Genomic DNA, 16,879 nt, shown 5'->3' with positions numbered 1-16,879 from the left:
CCGGCCTTAGCTTATTCCAGCCCGGTGGCTGTCCAAACGACCGGGACCACCGCACCTTTCGGGGTGGTTTTTTCATGCAAATAAAATAATAAGACAAAAAATTCTATTCAATTTATGCAATTGAAATACATGGTTTTGGACAACGCACTGAATTTATTTTCAATTTTTGTTTGCTATATCGCGCGATAGTGCGTATGGTGCACCGCAGCGATTTCTAGTTGTGTCGTTATTTTGTTGGTCTAGTATCCGCAGCAGTGCGGCAGCATTCCCCCATTTTCACCTCGCTCTCTTGATCTCGCCCCATTCAGGGGCCATGCCCCGTAAATTTCAGGAGATTCAAGATATGGCAGCAGGTAGCGTGAAGTGGTTTAACGATTCCAAGGGTTTTGGCTTCATTACGCCGGATGATGGTGGTGAAGATCTCTTCGCTCATTTTTCGGCGATTCAATCCAACGGTTTCAAGACCCTGACCGAAGGTCAGCGCGTCAATTTCGATATCACGACCGGCCCGAAGGGCAAGCAGGCAAGCAACATTCAGGCTGCCTGATCTTACAGGTGCAGCACGGGCAGCTGTTGCAGCTGCCCGCCACCCCTGAACCGGCAGGATTGCCAACGCGGGGGTGAAATCGGCTCCGACCGATGCCGAAAAATAATCAGCAAGAGAATTAATGAATCTAGAACAACAAAGAGCAAAAGCTCATCAGCTCTGTGCCGATGCAAGTGTCAGTGTGTTGCCTTATGGCGGCGCCTGGTGGTTGCTAGGACAGGGTGTCAGCCGCGTTGTCGGCGAACTGGCAGGTTTGTCCCAGTGCGACTTGCGTCGCTATCAGGTCACGCCACGCTAATTCCCAGTCTGCAGACGACTGGGTAAGGAAAATCTGGCAGCTGCCAGTTAGCTCGTCTGTGCTGTGCCATTTCGGATCGGGGACGCAAACCTCAATCCGCGATATTCGCATTTTGGGCTTGCCCTAACGATTTACACCGGAGAAACGACCATGGCCAAGGAAGAACCGATTGAAATGCAAGGGGTTGTGATGGAAGTACTGCCCGACTCCCGCTTTCGTGTCACCCTGGAAAATGGGCATACGCTGGTTGCCTACAGCGGCGGCAAGATGCGCAAGAATCATATCCGCGTACTGGCGGGCGACAAGGTTTCGCTCGAGATGTCGGCTTACGATCTGACCAAGGCCCGCATTACTTTCCGTCACATCGAGGGGCGGCCTCCAGCCGCACCGCGCGTACGTCAGCGTTAATCAGCCGCGCCCGGCAAGGGCATGTGCAGGAAAGCACCCGCTTCAGGGTGCTTTTTTTGTGCGCGCTCGGTCAGTGACTGCACGCCTGCCTTGAGGCTGCTGAAAAATTTGACCCCGGCGGGCGGAGTGACCCGGTGGATGCCACTACCGCCGACCCATAGTTCTGTTTCCGGCGCCAGTAACTGGCGTAGCTGTTCGAGTTGCGGCGGAATCTGGCGATGGGGAAATGCGGTTGAGAACGACAGGGCGACGATATCGGCCTGGTGAGCCTGTGCGGCGCGGGCAATCTCGGTGAGTGGCATCTGGGTGCCAAGGGGAATGCATTCGGCCCCTTCGAGCGCGAAGAGCGCTTCAACCATGAGCAGGCCGAGGACGTGTTGCTCTTCCGGCACGCTGGTCAGCAATACGCGGGGCGAACCCAGGCCCGCTGGCAGGGCGGTCATTGCCTGCCGCAGTACGCGTTTGGTCAGTTCAGTAAACAGGTGTTCCTCGAATACCTCGATGCGGCCGTCTTCCCATGCTTCGCCAACGTACTGCGTCAGCGGTGCCACGATGTCCTGGACAAAACGCTGCATGCCGTGTCGGGCGAGGCGCTGCTGCAAGGCCTGCGTATAGGCGTTGGCATCGTGTTGTTTGATCAGCAGCAGCAAATCCTCCAGCCCATGTACATCTTCGGCGATGTGCTCGCTACGCGTGGAGCGAGTTTGGCGTGGTGCCAGGGCGGCCAGGGCTTCGACCGGCAGGGCAAGCAGTTTGCCGGGGCGATGCCCTTGATCCATCAGGCGTTTTATCTGCCGCAGGCGCTCTACCTGCGCAGCCGGGTAGGCGCGTTCGCCATTGGCGTCGCGTTCTGGCAGTGGAAAACCGTAGCGCCGTTCCCACATGCGCAGGACGTCTTTAGACAAGCCGGTATCACGCTCGACGGCAGCAATACTGAATCGGGTGCTGATCATGTTTTGTCCTGAACAAGAGTTAGACAAACAGTTGACAAGTGCTTTTTCGGGCACTACTGTACGAACAAATTCGTAATTTGTCTAGGACAAACAAGGTTTGGTTGAACATGAATACACTTCTGAAGCGACTGTTGGGAATGCTGGGACTGGTGTCACTAGGTATGACGCCGGCCGCCGCAAGTGCGGCTTGTCCGGCCTTGCTTGATCACAGCTTTAACCGTTTGCAAGACGACAAACCCGTGTCGTTGTGCGATTACAGGGGCAAGGTCATTCTGGTGGTCAATACCGCCAGCTACTGTGGTTTTACCTCGCAGTACGACGGGCTGGAAAAGCTGTATGACCGTCTCGGAAAACAGGGCCTGGTCGTGCTCGGCTTCCCGTCAAACGATTTTGGCGAACAGGAGCCCGGCAGCAATGGGGAAATTGCCGATTTCTGCCGCCTGACCTATGGGGTCAGGTTTCCGATGTTTGCCAAAAGCGTGGTCAAAGGCCGGGGCGCCAACCCCTTTTATCGGCAATTGGCAGAGCTTAGCGGCAGCACGCCGAAGTGGAATTTCCACAAGTATTTGATCAACCGTGATGCTACCCAGGTTGTTGCGTTTTCCAGCCTGACTGAACCTGACGACGGCAAGCTGCTGAAAAAAATTGATGAATTTCTCCGGGCCCCCAATTCTCCCGTCGCAAGGAATGCACAATGAACATGTCCCCGCAACGCATTGCTGTGGTCGGTGCCGGTATCTCGGGTCTGGCCACGGCCTGGCTGTTGTCGCGCCAGCATGAGGTCACTTTGTTTGAAGCCGGAAATTATCTTGGTGGCCACACCAATACGGTCGATGTCACGCTGGAAGGCAAGACTCACCCGGTGGATACGGGTTTTCTCGTGTTCAACGAAAAAACCTATCCCAATCTGATTGCTTTGTTCGCCTTGCTTGGCGTCGATAGCGTGGAGACCGAGATGTCCTTTTCGGTCAGTCTGGAAAATCCTGATCTGGAATGGGCCGGCAGTAATCTGGCGACGCTCTTCGGGCAAAAGCGCAACCTGCTGCGGCGCCGTTTCTGGTCGATGCTGGCCGATACCCTGCGTTTCAATCGGGAAAGCAAGGACTGGCTGCTCAAGTATCCTGACGACCGGCGCACCCTGCGCAAATTCCTGGTCGCGGGACGTTATTCGGATGCCTTTGCCGACTGGTACTTACTGCCGATGGCGGCGGCAATCTGGTCCTGCCCGACCGGGCAGATTCTCGACATGCCCCTGGCGACCTTCATTCGCTTCTGCCAGAACCATGGCTTGCTGCAGATTTTCGACCGCCCGATGTGGCGCACGGTCAAAGGCGGCGGGCGCGAGTATGTGAAGAAAATTGCAGCGCAATTGAGCGACGTGCGCATTGCTTGCCCGGTCACTGCGGTCAGTCGTGAAGCCGGTGGTCTGCGGCTGACGCATGCACAGGGCAGCGAGTATTTCGATCAGGTCGTGCTCGCCTGCCACAGCGATCAGAGCAAGCGCATTCTTGGCCTGACGGCCAGCGATGGTCAGCGCGCGGTGCTTGAATCGATCCGCTACCAGCCCAACCGCGCCGTACTGCATAGTGACCCGGCGTTGCTGCCGCGCGACCGCAAGCTGTGGTCGGCCTGGAACTACTTTGCCGGTCAGGGAGCGCCGGGAGCAGGCGAGAACGCACAGCCGGTCGGTGTTTCTTACCTGATCAACAAGTTGCAGCCGTTGCCGTTCTCGGCACCGGTGGTGGTGACACTGAATCCGGCGCGAGAACCCGATCCAGCGCAGGTCATTGCCGAATTCGAGTATGCCCACCCGATCTTCGACGCCCCGGCCATCGCAGCCCAGCAACGGCTGGCCGAGGTGCAGGGCGAAGGCGGCATCTGGCTGGCCGGGGCATGGGGCAGTTATGGTTTCCATGAAGACGGACTGAAATCGGCGCTTCGGGTTGCCAACGGCCTGGGGGTGCAGGCGCCCTGGCAGGGGGGTGCGGTTGTGTCGCAGTACCTGCCGGCGAGCGCCTGAGACGCTGCCATGAACGCCCAGCCCAAACTCTGTCTTGGCAATGTGATGCACCGTCGCTTGCGGCCGGCGGTGAATGCCTTTGTTTACCCCGTCTTCTACGTGCAGCTGCCGCTGCGCCAGCTGGCGGCGGCACGCTGTGCGTTCTTTTCCATTGACCGCCGCAATCTCGTCAGTTTCTACAGCAAGGACCACGGCCCGCGCGATGGCAGCCCGCTGCTGCCCTGGATCGAAGCCTTGCTGGCGGAGCATGGTTTGCCCACGGATGGCGAGATCGTGCTGCAGACTTTCCCGCGCGTCCTCGGTTTCGTTTTCAACCCGGTGAGCTTCTGGTTTTGTCACGACCGTAGCGGGCAACTAGTGGCCATTCTGGCCGAAGTGAACAACACCTTCGGTGCCAGCCAAAGCTATTTGCTGCACCGTGCGGGTGAAGTTCTGCCCGATGGTGCCGAGCTGCGCGCCGACAAGCTGTTTCACGTTTCACCCTTCAACGTGGTTGAAGGCGGTTACCGCTTCCGTTTCCAGCGTCAGCGCCAGGTGCAGCTGTGTCGTATCGACTACGACGATGCCGAAGGCGAAGTGCTGCTCACCGCAATTTCCGGCCAGCCGCAGGCATGGTCAGCCGCGGCCGTGCTCAAGGCTTTTTTGCGCATGCCTTTACTTACGCTGGGCGTGTTTGCCCGCATTCATTGGCAGGCGTTCAAGTTGTGGCGCAAAGGTGTGCCATTTCATGGCGCGCATCCCGGTCCCCGAACCCTGGAGGAATCATCCAAATGAACCAGACTGTCAATCAGGCATTGATCCTGCGCGGCTATGAGCCGCTGGCGCGTGATACCCGTACTGTGTTTGCGCTGCTCGAAAAACTATCCGGCGGCCTGCTTGAAGTTCGCTTGCCGGATGGGAGTTGCGCGCTGTTTGGTGATGGTGAGCGCGGGGTGACGCTGCAGGTGCACGATGAGGCATTGTTTGCCCGTGTGCTGGCGCGGGGTGACATCGGCCTGGCAGAAGCGTATCTCGACGGGCAGTGGGACTCGCCTGACATTACGGCGCTGCTGCTTTTGCTGGCGCGCAACCGCGAGGTGCTGGCACGCGCCGTGTACGGTTCCTGGCGGCAATTGCTGGCGGCGCGCGTGCGCCACTGGTTCAATCGCAACAGCCGTGCCGGCAGCCGGCGCAACATCATGGCGCACTACGATCTGGGGAACGATTTTTACCGTGCCTGGCTCGACCCCAGCATGAGTTACTCGGCGGCGCTCTATCCGGTCGGCGAAGATGCCAGCTTGTCGATGGCGCAGCATGCCAAATATCGGCGCATCCTTGACCGCTTGCAGGCGAAGGCGGGGGAGCGGGTACTGGAAATCGGTTGCGGCTGGGGCGGTTTTGCCGAGCTGGCGGTAGCTGATGGCCTGCAGCTGACCGGCCTGACCCTGTCGCCGGCACAGCTCGAATGGGCCCGCAAACGCGTGCCACAGGCCGATCTACGTTTGCAGGATTACCGCGATACGCAGGAAAAATTCGACCATGTGGTGTCCATCGAGATGTTTGAAGCGGTGGGTGAGCGCTGGTGGCCGACTTATTTTTCCACCGTTGCGCGAGCCTTGAAGCCAGGCGGCAAGGCGGTGATTCAGAGCATCACCCTCCGCGACGATCTGTTTCCCAGCTACCGGCGAGGGACCGATTTCATTCAGCAATACATTTTCCCCGGCGGCATGCTGCCTTCGCGCCGTGTCTTCCGGCAGGCGGCGGCACGCCAGGGGCTGCAGGTGACCGATGAATTCGCGTTCGGTCTCGACTATGCCCGGACGCTGGCCGCATGGCGGGCTTCTTTCGAGGCCAACTGGTCGCAGATTTCGCAGCTGGGTTTCGATGACACCTTCCGCCGTCTGTGGCACTTCTACCTCTGCTACTGCGAGGCCGGTTTTGCAGCCGGCAACATCGATGTGGTCCAGTTCGAACTCGCCCACCGCTGAACTGGCCGGGCGTCGGGCCCTGTTGCGGGTGTTGGCGCTGTCACCCGTGCTGGCGCTGCCGGTGCCTGCTGCGGCCAGTCCGCTGGAGGGTTTGTCGAGGTGGGGGAGTGGCGATTTCAGGCGCTTTGGTTTTCTGATCTATAGCGCAACGCTCTGGGCCGGTAGCGATCCCCAGCGGCCGCCCCTGGCCCTGCGTCTTGACTATAAACGCAGCATTTCCGGTGCTGCGATTGTCGACGCCAGCGTGCGCGAAATGCGCCGCTTCGTCAGTGACCCACAGCGTCTGCAGGCCTGGGGCGAGCAGATGCGGCAGGTGTTCCCGGATGTCGAGCCGGGCGATCATATTCTGGGTGTCTACCGTTCCGGGATCGCCTATTTCTATCAGGGCGAGCGCTTGCTCGGTGAAATTTCGGCGCCCGGGTTTGCGGCTGCTTTTTTCGCGATCTGGCTCGATAGCCGCAGCAGCGCCCCGGAACTGCGCGTTGCATTGCTGAGCCGCCCGGCGGGGTGAACATGGCGCCAACACGCATCCTCGCCTACGGTGTGCTTGGCTTGCCGCTGGCTTTTGCTGCCTTGCCGGTGTATGTGCATGTGCCGCGTTTGTACGCCGAAGTGGGGGGGATGGATCTGGCCCTGCTCGGTGGCATTCTCCTGCTCACCCGCGTCTGCGATGCCGCCATTGACCCTTGGCTGGGCTGGCTGGCCGATCGTCTGCCGCGCCGGAAAATGCTGGCCTGGGCCCTGTTGCCGCTGCTGTGTGGTTTTGTCGCGCTGCTCAATCCGCCGGCTACGCACGCGGCGCCGTGGCTGGTGGCGGCGCTGGCGCTGACTTATCTGGGGTATTCAGCGGCTTCTGTCGCCTATCAATCCTGGGGGGCTGCCCTGGGCGAAGATGTCGCCCTACGTACCCGCCTGACTGCGGCGCGCGAAGGTTTCGGCCTGTTTGGCGTGGTTCTGGCGGCGGCCCTGCCGGCGCTGCTGGCGGCGGATTTCGGGGTGGGTGTTTCGCGTCTGGCCTGGGTGTTGCCGCCTCTATTGCTGTGCGCCGCCGTAGTGACATTGGGTGGGACGGGTGCGGGCGGGCGTTCTTTGCCGCCGGCCGGGCGATTCGGTGCCAGTCTGCTGCGGCTGTTTGCCGATCCGGCGTTTGTCCGCTTGCTGCTGGTGTTCGTTGCCAATGGTGTTGCTGCCGCCTTGCCGGCGACGCTGTTCCTCTTTTTTGTCGCCGATGTGCTGGCGTTGGAGGCCGCCAGCGGCCCGCTGCTGGCGCTGTACTTCATTGCCGGTGCGCTTTCCCTGCCGGCCTGGGTTGCCCTGGCCGCGCGTTTCGGGCGGGTGCGGGCCTGGGCGTTGGCGATGCTGCTGGCGATGTGTGCGTTTGCCGGAACCAGTCTGCTGGGCCCCGGTGCGCTCTGGCCGTTTGCCTTGATCTGCCTCCTTTCCGGCCTGGCGCTGGGTGCCGATCTGGCGCTGCCGGCGGCGCTGGCGGCTGATCTTGGCGAGCGCCAGGGGCAGTCGGGCGCCTATTTCGGCGTCTGGAATTTCGTTGCCAAGCTCAATCTTGCCCTGGCTGCCGGGCTTGCCCTGCCGGCGCTCAGCCTGCTCGGCTACCAGCCGGGCAGTGGCCACGGGCTGTCGGCATTGGTAGGCGTGTATGCCTTGCTGCCGCTCGTTTTCAAGGTGCTGGCCGCCAGTCTGCTCTGGCGCTGGCGCAATTATCTGGAGATACGCTGATGAAACTGCTGACTGCTGCCCTTTTTTCCCTTGGTTTGACGGCCTGTGCCGCGACGGGCGTCGAGCATTACCAGGCAGAACAACCGGCGCTGGACCTGCAAACCTACCTGAACGGCACGCTGGACGCCTGGGGCATGTTTCAGGGGCGCTCCGGGGAGGTGAAGAAACGCTTTCATGTGGTCATTCACGCCAGTTGGGAGGGTGATCGCGGCGTGCTCGATGAGCATTTCCAATGGTCCGACGGCAGCACGTCGCGCCGCGTCTGGCGACTCACCCGCCAGGCCGACGGGACTTACCGCGGCACGGCTGACGATGTGATCGGTGAAGCAATCGGCGAAGTGTCCGGCAACGCCTTACGCTGGCGTTACGTGCTGGAACTGCCGGTCGACGGCAAGACCTACCACGTCGATTTCGATGACTGGATGTTCCTGATGAACGACAAGGTGATGATGAACCGCTCCTACATGTCGAAGTGGGGCTTCAGGCTTGGCGAAGTGACGCTGACGTTTGTCAAACGCTGATCTGCCGGTACGGTTGCCAAGGAGGCTGCGATGAACCCGAAAATGACTGACTGGCGTGAGCGCCGGGTGTGGCTGGTGGGCGCGTCGACTGGCATTGGCGCCGCTTTGGCGCGGCTGCTGGCGAGCCAGGGGGCCCGCCTGGCTCTGTCGGCCCGTTCGGTGGACAAGCTGCAGGCGCTGGAGATCGCCGATGCCGTGCTTCTGCCTTGCGATGTGACGGCAGTCGACAGTCTCGCAGCCGCCCGGCAGGTGTTGCAGGAGGCCTGGGGCGGTATCGATCTGGTGGTGTATCTGGCCGGTGATTACGTGCCGATGCGGGCGGATGAATTCGATCTGTCGCGGGCCGAGCAGGTGATCGACGTCAATTTCAACGGTGCCCTGCGCCTGCTGGCCACCGTGCTCCCGGATCTTCGTCCGGGCGGTGGCATCGCTTTCGTGGCCAGCGTTGCCGGCTATCGCGGTTTGCCCAAGGCGTTGTGTTACGGGCCAGGCAAGGCGGCCTTGATCCATTTGGCCGAATGCCTGTATCTCGACCTTGCACCGCGCGGTATCGGTGTTTGGGTCATCAATCCCGGCTTTGTGCAGACGCGGTTGACGGCGCAGAACGATTTTTCCATGCCGGCACTGCAGACGCCCGAGCAGGCCGCGCTTGCGGTGCTTGATGGTTTCCGCACGGGACATTTCGAAATTCATTTTCCCAAGCGGTTTACGCGCCTGCTGAAACTGCTGTCGCTGCTGCCGTACCGTTGGTATTTCCCGCTCATTCGCCGCATCACCGGAGCCTGACATGGCACACACTTCCTCTGTCGAGCAGTTGATTGCCTTCTACCAGACGCTGACGCCGCAGGGCATTACGCGCTTTGCCGAGTTCTACAGTGACGATGCCTATTTCAAGGACCCGTTCAACGAGGTGCACGGGGTTGAGGCGGTGGCCGCGATTTTTGCCCACATGTTCCGCCAGGTCGAGGCGCCGCGTTTCGTGGTCAGCGAATGTATCGCCGATACCCGGGGAGCCATGCTGCTCTGGGAATTCCACTTTCGGGCGCGTTTGTCGGGGCGAAACCGGGAACAGTTGATTCGCGGTGTGTCGCATCTCCGGTTCGCACCCGACGGCAAGATCAATTACCACCGTGATTACTGGGATGCGGCCGAGGAGTTGTACATGAAGCTGCCGCTGCTGGGCGGCTTGCTGCGTTATCTCAAGAGCGCCTTTGCCTGCCGGCCTGGCCGCGTTTAGACGGGCTGCGGTAGCGGGGGTGTGGAAGGGGAGACAAAAGGGGAAACTTCGCCGGCCAGACTGCGCTGCAGGTCAGCGACGATCTGTGGCCTGTTGTCCGTGCTGGCGAGCAGGAAGTGCAGCTTGGCATGGGCGGCTTCCGGGGTCATGTCCGCGAGGGGAATAACGCCCAGCTGGTCGAGGACGTGACTGGTGGCGTAGGCCCCTTGGGTGACCCGGCCGTGCGGGCACTGCGTGCTGTTGGCGAGCAGGATGCCGCGGGCGTGCGCGGTGTGCAGGCTGTCGATGAAGTCGGTGTCGCTGTCGGGCACGTTGCCGCTGCCATAACTCTGCAGCACGATGGCGCGTAATTCCGGGTTGGCGAGCAAGGCCCGGACACTGTCGCCACTGACGCCGGGATAAAGCGGCAGGAGGGCGACGGCGCGGGGCCGGAAGTGCGGGATGGAGAAACTTTTTTGCCCGGCGGGCAAGAAGCGTTCCACGTGAAACGCCGGTATGCCGTCGTCGCTCACGGCACCGAGGGTCGGATAGTTGGATGAAGTGAAAGCGGCAAAATTCTGCGCGCTGGTTTTGCGTGCCCGGTTGCCGCGCAACAGGCTACCGCCGAAGGCGATGCAGGTTTCCCGCAGTTGCGGCTGGGCCGCAGCATGTAGCGCCAGGCGTAGATTGGCGGGGGCATCTGAGCCGGACCGGGCCAGCGGAATTTGCGCGCCGGTGAAGATGACCGGCTTGTCCGCACCCTGCAGCATGAAGGAGAGCGCGGATGCGCTCCAGGCCAGGGTATCGGTGCCATGCAGGATGACGATACCGGTGTAGTCATCCCAGTTTTCCAGTAGCGCATGCGCCATGTTCTGCCAGTGTGCGGGCTGCAGGTTGGCGCTGTCGATCGGCGCCAGGGTCTTGATACTGACGGGTTGCTGCGGAGTGAGTACCTGCTTCAGGTGTACCTGTAGCGTGGCGCAGAATTCGGGATCGGGCTGCAAGCCGTGTGCGCCCAGTCGCATGCCGATGGTGCCGCCGGTATGCAGGATAAGGATGCCCGCCATGGTGTTCAGCCGCTGCGCAGGAGTGCGGCCAGGGCCTGTGGCGTGCTGGCCAACTTCCAGCCGGGTGCCAGTTCGGCGGGGCTCAGGCTGCCATAGCCCCAGGTGGCGGCAATGAAAGGCAGCTGATTGGCGGTGGCGGCAAGACCGTCTTCGGCACGGTCGCCGATATACACCGCTGTCGCAGGCGGTATGCCCTGGTCGCTGATGAGGCGCTGCAGCATGCTGGCTTTGTCGGGCAGACGCGGGGTGAATAGATCGAGCGCATAGACGTGGGCAAAACAGCGCTGCCAGCCAAGGAAGTCGAGGATCAATCGCGTCGGATGCAGGCGCTTGTTGGTGGCGATGGACAGGCTGTATCCGGCGCCCGCGAGTTCGTGCAGCAGTTCGCTGACACCGGCATAGGCCGTCGTGGCCTGATAGCCGCTGCTGTCGTAGCTGGCCTTGAAAGCCTCACTGAGGCGGGCAATCAGTGTGGCATCGGTGCTGCCGGCGAGCAGTTGCAGGGTTTCTGTTAGTGGCGGGCCGATGATGTCATTGCTGATGGGGCGCACCGGGGTGACGCTGGAAGCAGCAAAAGCGGCCTGGAAACTGGCCAGAATGGCAGGGGCGGAATCGATCAGGGTACCGTCGAGATCGAAGAGGATGTGCGAATAGCGGGCCATGGTGGGGTTCGGAATCAGGAGAAAATTGCCTGCGGCTCGGCGCGTCCAGGGGGCAATGGGCGGGTGCGGTGGTGGCGGGAAGAGTGATCTTGGCCGAAACGGTGCCTTTCCGGTACGCCGGCTTACCCCTGCTGGCGCAGGTTACGGCCCACTTCTTCGACCACCTCCACGATGCGGCGGGCGCCGTCGCGGATGCTGCCGATCGAGTCAGCGGCTTGGCTGGCCAGGGTGACGCTGGCGTTCGCTTCGGCCAGTGTCCGGGCCATGCTGTCCATGGCCGAGCGGGTGCCGCTCTGTACGTTGTCGATCATGGCGGAGATTTCGCTGGTCGATGCGCTGGTGCGTTCGGCCAGTTTGCGCACTTCATCGGCGACCACCGCAAAGCCACGCCCTTGCTCGCCGGCGCGGGCGGCTTCGATGGCGGCGTTGAGGGCGAGCAGATTGGTCTGGTCGGCAATTTCGCGGATGGTCTGGACGATGGAAGTGATCTTGCTGGATTGTTGCCCCAGTTCCTCGATGGTGCTGGCGGCATCCTGGGCGGCATTGGCGATCTGCAGCATCTTGCTGGCCGCTTCTTCAATGACGCTGGCGCCCTGCTCGGAGAGGTCCTGGTTGCCGCGCGAAATATCCAGTGCTTCGTCGGCGTTACGGATTTCACTGTCCATGCGCTCGATTTCGGCGGTGATGTCGGTGGCGAATTTGATGATCTTGCAAGGCTTGCCTTCGGCATCGAGCACCGGATTGTAATTGGCCTCCAGCCAGGCGATCGAACCGTTGGCGCGGAGCCGTTTGAAACGACCGGAGATGACTTCGCCAGCGCTCAGGCGTTGCCAGAAGCGGGCGTAATCCGGGCTGTTCGCCAGTTCTGCATCGCAGAACATGCGATGTTGCCGGCCCTTGATGTCGGCTGCGCGGTAACCCATGGTGGTCAGGAAATTGTCGTTGGCAGTGAGGATGTTCCCTGCCAGATCAAACTCGATCACCGCCATGGCTCGGTCGATTGCGGCCAGGCGTGCTTTCTGGTCCTGCTCCTGCAGCACCTCCTGGGTGATGTCGGTCGCCAGTTTGACGATTCCCAGAACCTGTCCATTGCTGTCCAGGATGGGGTTGTAGCTGGCCTCCAGCCAAACCGGCTGGGCATCCTTGCGCAGGCGCTTGAAGCGCCCGGCAACGTATTCGCCTTGGCGCAGGCGTTGCCAGAATTTTTCGTACTCCGGTGAGCCGGTCAGTTTGCTATCGCAAAAGATGCGGTGGTGCTGGCCGGAAATTTCAGCCAGGGTGTAGCCCATGGTGCGCAGGAAGTTATCGTTGGCGTTAACGATGCTGCCATCGGGACGGAATTCGATGCGGGAGTTGGAGCGATCCAGCGCGTTGGTGAGCGCTTGCTGACGCTGTAGTTTTTCCTTGAGTTCCGAGAGTTCTTCACGTAAGTGGCGGTTGTTCCCGAACATCGTGTTTCCAGTGTGCGATAAGCGAGTGTCGAGCATGCCACGCTGGCCCGGAGTTCAGCAAGCAAGCGATGCCGAGATTGCCGGGGATCGGCGGGATTAACGCCCACGGCCCGCGGTTTTGCGCGTGCCTGCCGGGCCGTTGCGGTGACGACTGTTACCGGTGCCTTTGCCGGCGGGAGCGAATTCATCGACCCAGTTACCGCGGCCGCCGGCTTTGTTCGTGCGCAGTGCCGGACGCGGACGTGGCAAGCTGCCAGGGGCGGTGGCCGGGACGCGATGCTGCGGTTCAAATCCAGGTTCCTCGTCGCGTGCGAGCTGTTTTTTCAGACGCTGCTCGATGGCGGCCAGGCGCGGCGCTTCATCGGCGCAGACGAGGGAGACGGCGGTGCCGGGCAGTCCGGCGCGGCCCGTACGGCCGATGCGGTGGATGTAGTCTTCCGGTTGATCGGGCAGGTCGTAATTGACGACGAGTGGCAGGCCGGCAATGTCGATGCCGCGCGCGGCCACATCGGTGGCGATCAACACCTCCACCGTGCCGGCTTTGAAGGCAGCGAGCGCTGCCTGCCGCTCGGCCTGGGTGCGGTCACCGTGCAGGGTGGCGGCTGGAATGTCCTTACTGTGCAAACGGGCCAGCAATTCCTCACACCCCTGGCGGGTGCGCACGAAAACCAGGGTCTGTTGCCAGTTCCGGTCGCGGCGCATGAACAGGAAGAGCTCGCTTTTCTTGCGTTTATCCACCGGCACCACCCATTGCCGTACCGTTGCCGCGCTGGTCTGGCGGGGGGCGGCATCGATGCGCAGCGGTTTGCGCAGGCGGCGGCCGGCCAGTTCGTTGATGCTGGGTGCAAAAGTGGCAGAAAAAAGAAGGGTCTGCCGGGTGCGTGGCAGTGCCTGAAAGATCACGTCGAGATCGGCAGCAAACCCCAGATCGAGCATGCGGTCGGCCTCATCCAGCACCAGCGTGGTGACGTCGCGCAGGCCTACGGCATTGCGCGTGAACAAGTCGAGCAGCCGCCCTGGCGTGGCGACCAGAATATCCACACCCTGCTGTAGCCGGTTAATTTGCGGTCCCAGCTTGACGCCGCCGTAGACGGCATAGGTGCTTTGCCCAAGCCCTGCGCCGTAGGTGGTGCAGGCGGTCATGACCTGTTCGGCAAGTTCGCGCGTCGGGACCAGCACCAGGATACGCACGCTGCCGGCAGCTGTTGCGGTTGTCGTGGTGGCCAGCTGTTGCAGCAGGGGCAGGGCGAAGGCGGCGGTCTTGCCGGTGCCGGTCGGCGCCGCGGCCAGGACATCGCGGCCGGCCAGCACGGGCGGAATGACTTGCTGCTGGACCGGTGTCGGCGTCGTGTAACCCAGGGTGTCTAGCGTCTGCAACAGCGGGGCGGTCAGGCCCAGTTTGGCAAAGGTCATGGCGGCGCAATCGGTTGAAAACGGGCGATTTTACTCCGGGCTCCAGCAGGCACTCCGAAAGAGCACACTGCCTGCGTGAATCTTGAGTGACACGGCGTGCTACTGGGCTAAGATGCCCCTGTTATTTTGCTGCTGGGAGTCCATCGATGCACCTCATTCTCTGGCGTCACGCCGAAGCGGCAGAAGGTGGCGATGATCTCAACCGGGCGTTGACCAAGCGCGGGCGCAAACAGGCCTTGCGCATGGGGGCTTGGTTGGCAGGACGGTTGCCCCCGGACTGCCGTATTCTGGTCAGTCCGGCTGTGCGTACGCGGCAAACGGCCGAAGCGCTTGGGCTGCCGCATGAGGTCTGTCCGGGGATCGCGCCGCAGGCGACGGTCGATGATCTGCTTGCCGCCAGCGGCTGGCCTGCGGGTAAGGGCAATGTGTTGCTGGTAGGCCATCAGCCGGCGCTGGGCGAACTTGCGGCGCAGCTCCTGTGTGGTGAAGCAGCGGCCTGGAGCCTGCGCAAAGGCAGTATCTGCTGGCTGAAAAGTCGTCTGCGGGAAGGGCAGATACAGACGCTGCTGCGTGCCGTGATGCCGGTAGAATTGCTGCCTTGACCAAGGAGCTCATTGTGAATCAGGAAGCCAAGGACCAGGGCGTATTGACCGTCATGCTCGAACGCCTGGAAAAACAGCGTTTGCCCCGTCTGCTCGATATGCAAGCGCGGGTCAGTCAGGGTGAGGTGCTGAACGATGCCGATCTCGCCTTTCTGGGTGAATCGATGCAGGATGCCCGGCAAAGTGAGCCGCTGATTGCCGAGCATCCGGACTACCAGTCGTTTGCTGCCAAATTAGCCGATCTCTACAAGGAAATCACCGATAAGGCGCTGGCGAATCAGGAGCGTGAAAGCGGCTGATCGCGCGCCAGGGGCATGTCGGTTGCTGCCTCGTCTTTGGCGCTGACTATGCCGATGATAGTTATTATTCAATGGACAATCCGGGGGGGATGAACTAAGGTGGCACTCGTTAGGCGGTTGTACCGCAGTGATCACAACATCAGGAGATGAATCATGTCGAACAAACCTTCGCAGTGCCCGGTGACGCATCTGACCACCGATTTCGGGATGCCCGTCAGTAGCAACCGGGACAGTCTTACTGCCGGCCCGCGTGGCCCTCTGCTGGCGCAGGATGTCTGGCTGAACGAAAAGCTGGCCAATTTCGTACGCGAAGTGATTCCTGAGCGGCGCATGCATGCCAAGGGCTCGGGCGCTTTCGGTACCTTTACCGTGACCAAGGACATCACCCGCTACACCCGTGCCAAGGTTTTCTCCGAGGTCGGGAAAAAGACGGAGATGTTTGCCCGTTTCACCACCGTCGCCGGCGAGCGTGGTGCGGCGGATGCCGAGCGCGACATCCGTGGTTTTGCGCTCAAGTTCTATACCGAAGAAGGCAACTGGGACATGGTCGGCAACAATACGCCGGTCTTCTTCATTCGTGATCCGCGCCAGTTTCCCGATCTGAACAAGGCGGTCAAACGCGACCCCCGGACCAATCTGCGCAGCGCCACCTACAACTGGGATTACTGGACCCTTCTGCCGGAAGCCCTGCACCAGATCACCGTGGTCATGAGCGACCGCGGCATCCCCGCCAGCTATCGCCACATGCATGGTTTTTCCTCGCATACCTACAGTTTCTGGAATAAGGATGGTGAGCGGTTCTGGGTCAAGATGCATTTCAAGACCCAGCAGGGCATCAAGAATCTCACCGATGCCGAGGCGGAAGCCGTCATTGGCAAGTGCCGCGAAAGCCATCAGCGCGACCTGTATGAGGCCATCGAGCGCGGCGATTTCCCGAAGTGGACGATGTACGTGCAGGTGATGCCGGAGGCCGATGCCGAGAAGGTGCCTTATCACCCCTTCGATCTGACCAAGGTGTGGCCGCATGCGGATTATCCGCTGCTCGAAGTCGGCGAATTCGAGCTGAACAGGAACCCGGAAAACTTCTTCCTCGATGTCGAGCAGTCGGCCTTTTCGCCGAGCAATCTGGTGCCGGGCATTGGTGTCTCGCCGGACCGCATGCTGCAGGCCCGCCTCATCAACTACCCGGATGCGCAGCGCTACCGTCTGGGCGCCAATTACCAGCAGATCCCGGTCAATGCTGCCCGTTGTCCGGTGCATAGCAACCACCGGGACGGCCAGGGGCGGGTTGACGCCAACTATGGTGGCGCGCCGCACTACGAGCCCAACAGTTTTGGTCAGTGGCAGGCGCAGCCGGATTTCGCCGAACCGCCGCTGAAGATCAACGGTGATGCCCAGCACTGGAGCTACCATCAGGACGACAGCAACTATTTCGAGCAGCCGCGCAAGCTGTTCCAGTTGATGACGCCGGCACAGCAGGAAGCCCTGTTTGGCAATACCGCACGTGGCATGGGTGACGCCCCGGAGTTCGTCAAGTTCCGCCACATCCGCAACTGCCATGCGGCGGATCCGGCCTACGGTGCCGGTGTGGCCAAGGCGCTGGGTCTTGATCTGGCAACAGCGCTGGCCTCGAAAAAGGATGATCCCATGTTCGGTAATCCGCTGGTCGCCTTGCCGGCCTGATCGAGTCAGTAGCAACCAAGCGCGGGGCCGCCAGGTGC

General features: G+C 61.4%; 19 protein-coding genes and 1 pseudogene. 15 read left to right on the top strand and 5 right to left on the bottom strand.

What is annotated here, in order from left to right; genetic code table 11:
• Window positions 1-343 precede the first annotated feature (343 nt).
• The 3 genes from JYJ39_RS13130 (at window position 344) to infA (ending at window position 1,253) form a co-directional block, all read left to right on the top strand.
• The gene (locus JYJ39_RS13130) at window positions 344-547 is read left to right on the top strand and encodes a cold-shock protein (protein WP_205204919.1); all 204 of its coding nucleotides are present in this window, start codon (window positions 344-346) and stop codon (window positions 545-547) included.
• A gap of 121 nt (window positions 548-668) precedes the next feature.
• Entirely contained in the window at window positions 669-845 is a 177-nt protein-coding gene (locus JYJ39_RS13125) for a hypothetical protein (protein WP_205204917.1), read from the top strand.
• A gap of 150 nt (window positions 846-995) precedes the next feature.
• Window positions 996-1,253, top strand: a complete 258-nt coding sequence (infA, locus tag JYJ39_RS13120; RefSeq protein ID WP_205204915.1) for a translation initiation factor IF-1 — start codon at window positions 996-998, stop codon at window positions 1,251-1,253.
• On the opposite strand, the gene JYJ39_RS13115 is transcribed toward infA, so the two are convergent.
• The gene (locus JYJ39_RS13115; RefSeq protein ID WP_205204914.1) at window positions 1,250-2,206 is read right to left on the bottom strand and encodes a MerR family transcriptional regulator; all 957 of its coding nucleotides are present in this window, start codon (window positions 2,204-2,206) and stop codon (window positions 1,250-1,252) included. The genes infA and JYJ39_RS13115 overlap by 4 nt on opposite strands.
• A gap of 107 nt (window positions 2,207-2,313) precedes the next feature.
• Here JYJ39_RS13115 and JYJ39_RS13110 point away from each other — a divergent pair, with 107 nt between their 5' ends.
• Genes JYJ39_RS13110 through JYJ39_RS13070 form a run of 9 tightly spaced genes read left to right on the top strand, consistent with a single transcriptional unit; the run spans window position 2,314 to window position 9,685 of the window.
• The gene (locus tag JYJ39_RS13110; protein ID WP_205204913.1) at window positions 2,314-2,904 is read left to right on the top strand and encodes a glutathione peroxidase; all 591 of its coding nucleotides are present in this window, start codon (window positions 2,314-2,316) and stop codon (window positions 2,902-2,904) included.
• Between the two features lie 2 nt (window positions 2,905-2,906).
• Window positions 2,907-4,226 carry an NAD(P)/FAD-dependent oxidoreductase gene (locus tag JYJ39_RS13105; RefSeq protein ID WP_205204912.1) on the top strand — a complete coding sequence of 440 codons (1,320 nt, stop codon included), beginning with the start codon at window positions 2,907-2,909 and terminating at the stop codon, window positions 4,224-4,226.
• 9 nt (window positions 4,227-4,235) lie between these two features.
• Window positions 4,236-5,000 (top strand): DUF1365 domain-containing protein, encoded by a 765-nt coding sequence (locus JYJ39_RS13100; protein WP_205204911.1) that lies wholly within the window; start codon window positions 4,236-4,238, stop codon window positions 4,998-5,000.
• Entirely contained in the window at window positions 4,997-6,193 is a 1,197-nt protein-coding gene (locus tag JYJ39_RS13095; protein ID WP_205204910.1) for an SAM-dependent methyltransferase, read from the top strand. Before JYJ39_RS13100 ends, JYJ39_RS13095 begins: the two co-directional genes overlap by 4 nt.
• A complete protein-coding gene (locus JYJ39_RS13090) occupies window positions 6,162-6,704 on the top strand; it encodes a chalcone isomerase family protein (RefSeq protein WP_205204909.1) in 543 nt (180 codons plus the stop codon). Before JYJ39_RS13095 ends, JYJ39_RS13090 begins: the two co-directional genes overlap by 32 nt.
• A gap of 2 nt (window positions 6,705-6,706) precedes the next feature.
• A complete protein-coding gene (locus JYJ39_RS13085; protein ID WP_205204907.1) occupies window positions 6,707-7,927 on the top strand; it encodes an MFS transporter in 1,221 nt (406 codons plus the stop codon).
• Window positions 7,927-8,448, top strand: a complete 522-nt coding sequence (locus tag JYJ39_RS13080) for a DUF3833 domain-containing protein (RefSeq protein ID WP_205204905.1) — start codon at window positions 7,927-7,929, stop codon at window positions 8,446-8,448. The genes JYJ39_RS13085 and JYJ39_RS13080 overlap by 1 nt, the downstream gene beginning before the upstream one ends.
• A gap of 30 nt (window positions 8,449-8,478) precedes the next feature.
• Window positions 8,479-9,234, top strand: a complete 756-nt coding sequence (locus JYJ39_RS13075; protein WP_205204903.1) for an SDR family NAD(P)-dependent oxidoreductase — start codon at window positions 8,479-8,481, stop codon at window positions 9,232-9,234.
• A gap of 1 nt (window position 9,235) precedes the next feature.
• Entirely contained in the window at window positions 9,236-9,685 is a 450-nt protein-coding gene (locus tag JYJ39_RS13070; RefSeq protein ID WP_205204901.1) for a nuclear transport factor 2 family protein, read from the top strand.
• Here JYJ39_RS13070 and JYJ39_RS13065 read toward each other — a convergent pair.
• The 4 genes and pseudogenes from JYJ39_RS13065 to JYJ39_RS13050 all read right to left on the bottom strand — a co-directional run bounded on the left by JYJ39_RS13065 (window position 9,682) and on the right by JYJ39_RS13050 (window position 14,257).
• Window positions 9,682-10,731 (bottom strand): asparaginase, encoded by a 1,050-nt coding sequence (locus JYJ39_RS13065; protein ID WP_205204898.1) that lies wholly within the window; start codon window positions 10,729-10,731, stop codon window positions 9,682-9,684. The two genes, JYJ39_RS13070 and JYJ39_RS13065, sit on opposite strands and share 4 nt — an antisense overlap.
• 5 nt (window positions 10,732-10,736) lie before the next feature.
• Window positions 10,737-11,393, bottom strand: coding sequence for an HAD family hydrolase (locus JYJ39_RS13060; RefSeq protein ID WP_205204896.1), 657 nt, complete (start codon window positions 11,391-11,393; stop codon window positions 10,737-10,739).
• A gap of 188 nt (window positions 11,394-11,581) precedes the next feature.
• Window positions 11,582-12,772, bottom strand: a pseudogene (locus JYJ39_RS14120) (methyl-accepting chemotaxis protein); the annotation flags it as partial.
• Between the two features lie 168 nt (window positions 12,773-12,940).
• Complete coding sequence (locus tag JYJ39_RS13050) at window positions 12,941-14,257, bottom strand: DEAD/DEAH box helicase (protein ID WP_205204892.1); 1,317 nt, start codon at window positions 14,255-14,257, stop codon at window positions 12,941-12,943.
• Window positions 14,258-14,403: 146 nt separating this feature from the next.
• Here JYJ39_RS13050 and JYJ39_RS13045 point away from each other — a divergent pair, with 146 nt between their 5' ends.
• From JYJ39_RS13045 to JYJ39_RS13035, 3 genes are all read left to right on the top strand, one after another.
• A complete protein-coding gene (locus JYJ39_RS13045) occupies window positions 14,404-14,859 on the top strand; it encodes a SixA phosphatase family protein (RefSeq protein WP_205204891.1) in 456 nt (151 codons plus the stop codon).
• A gap of 14 nt (window positions 14,860-14,873) precedes the next feature.
• Complete coding sequence (locus JYJ39_RS13040) at window positions 14,874-15,158, top strand: hypothetical protein (protein WP_205204890.1); 285 nt, start codon at window positions 14,874-14,876, stop codon at window positions 15,156-15,158.
• A 153-nt stretch (window positions 15,159-15,311) separates the two neighbouring features.
• Window positions 15,312-16,841, top strand: coding sequence for a catalase (locus tag JYJ39_RS13035; protein ID WP_205204889.1), 1,530 nt, complete (start codon window positions 15,312-15,314; stop codon window positions 16,839-16,841).
• The last annotated feature ends 38 nt before the right edge of the window (window positions 16,842-16,879 follow it).

The organism is Azonexus hydrophilus, from assembly GCF_905120355.1.
Taxonomy (GTDB): Bacteria; Pseudomonadota; Gammaproteobacteria; order Burkholderiales; family Rhodocyclaceae; genus Azonexus.
Note: the sequence above shows the minus strand (reverse complement) of the source record. Positions and strands in the feature narration are given on the sequence as shown.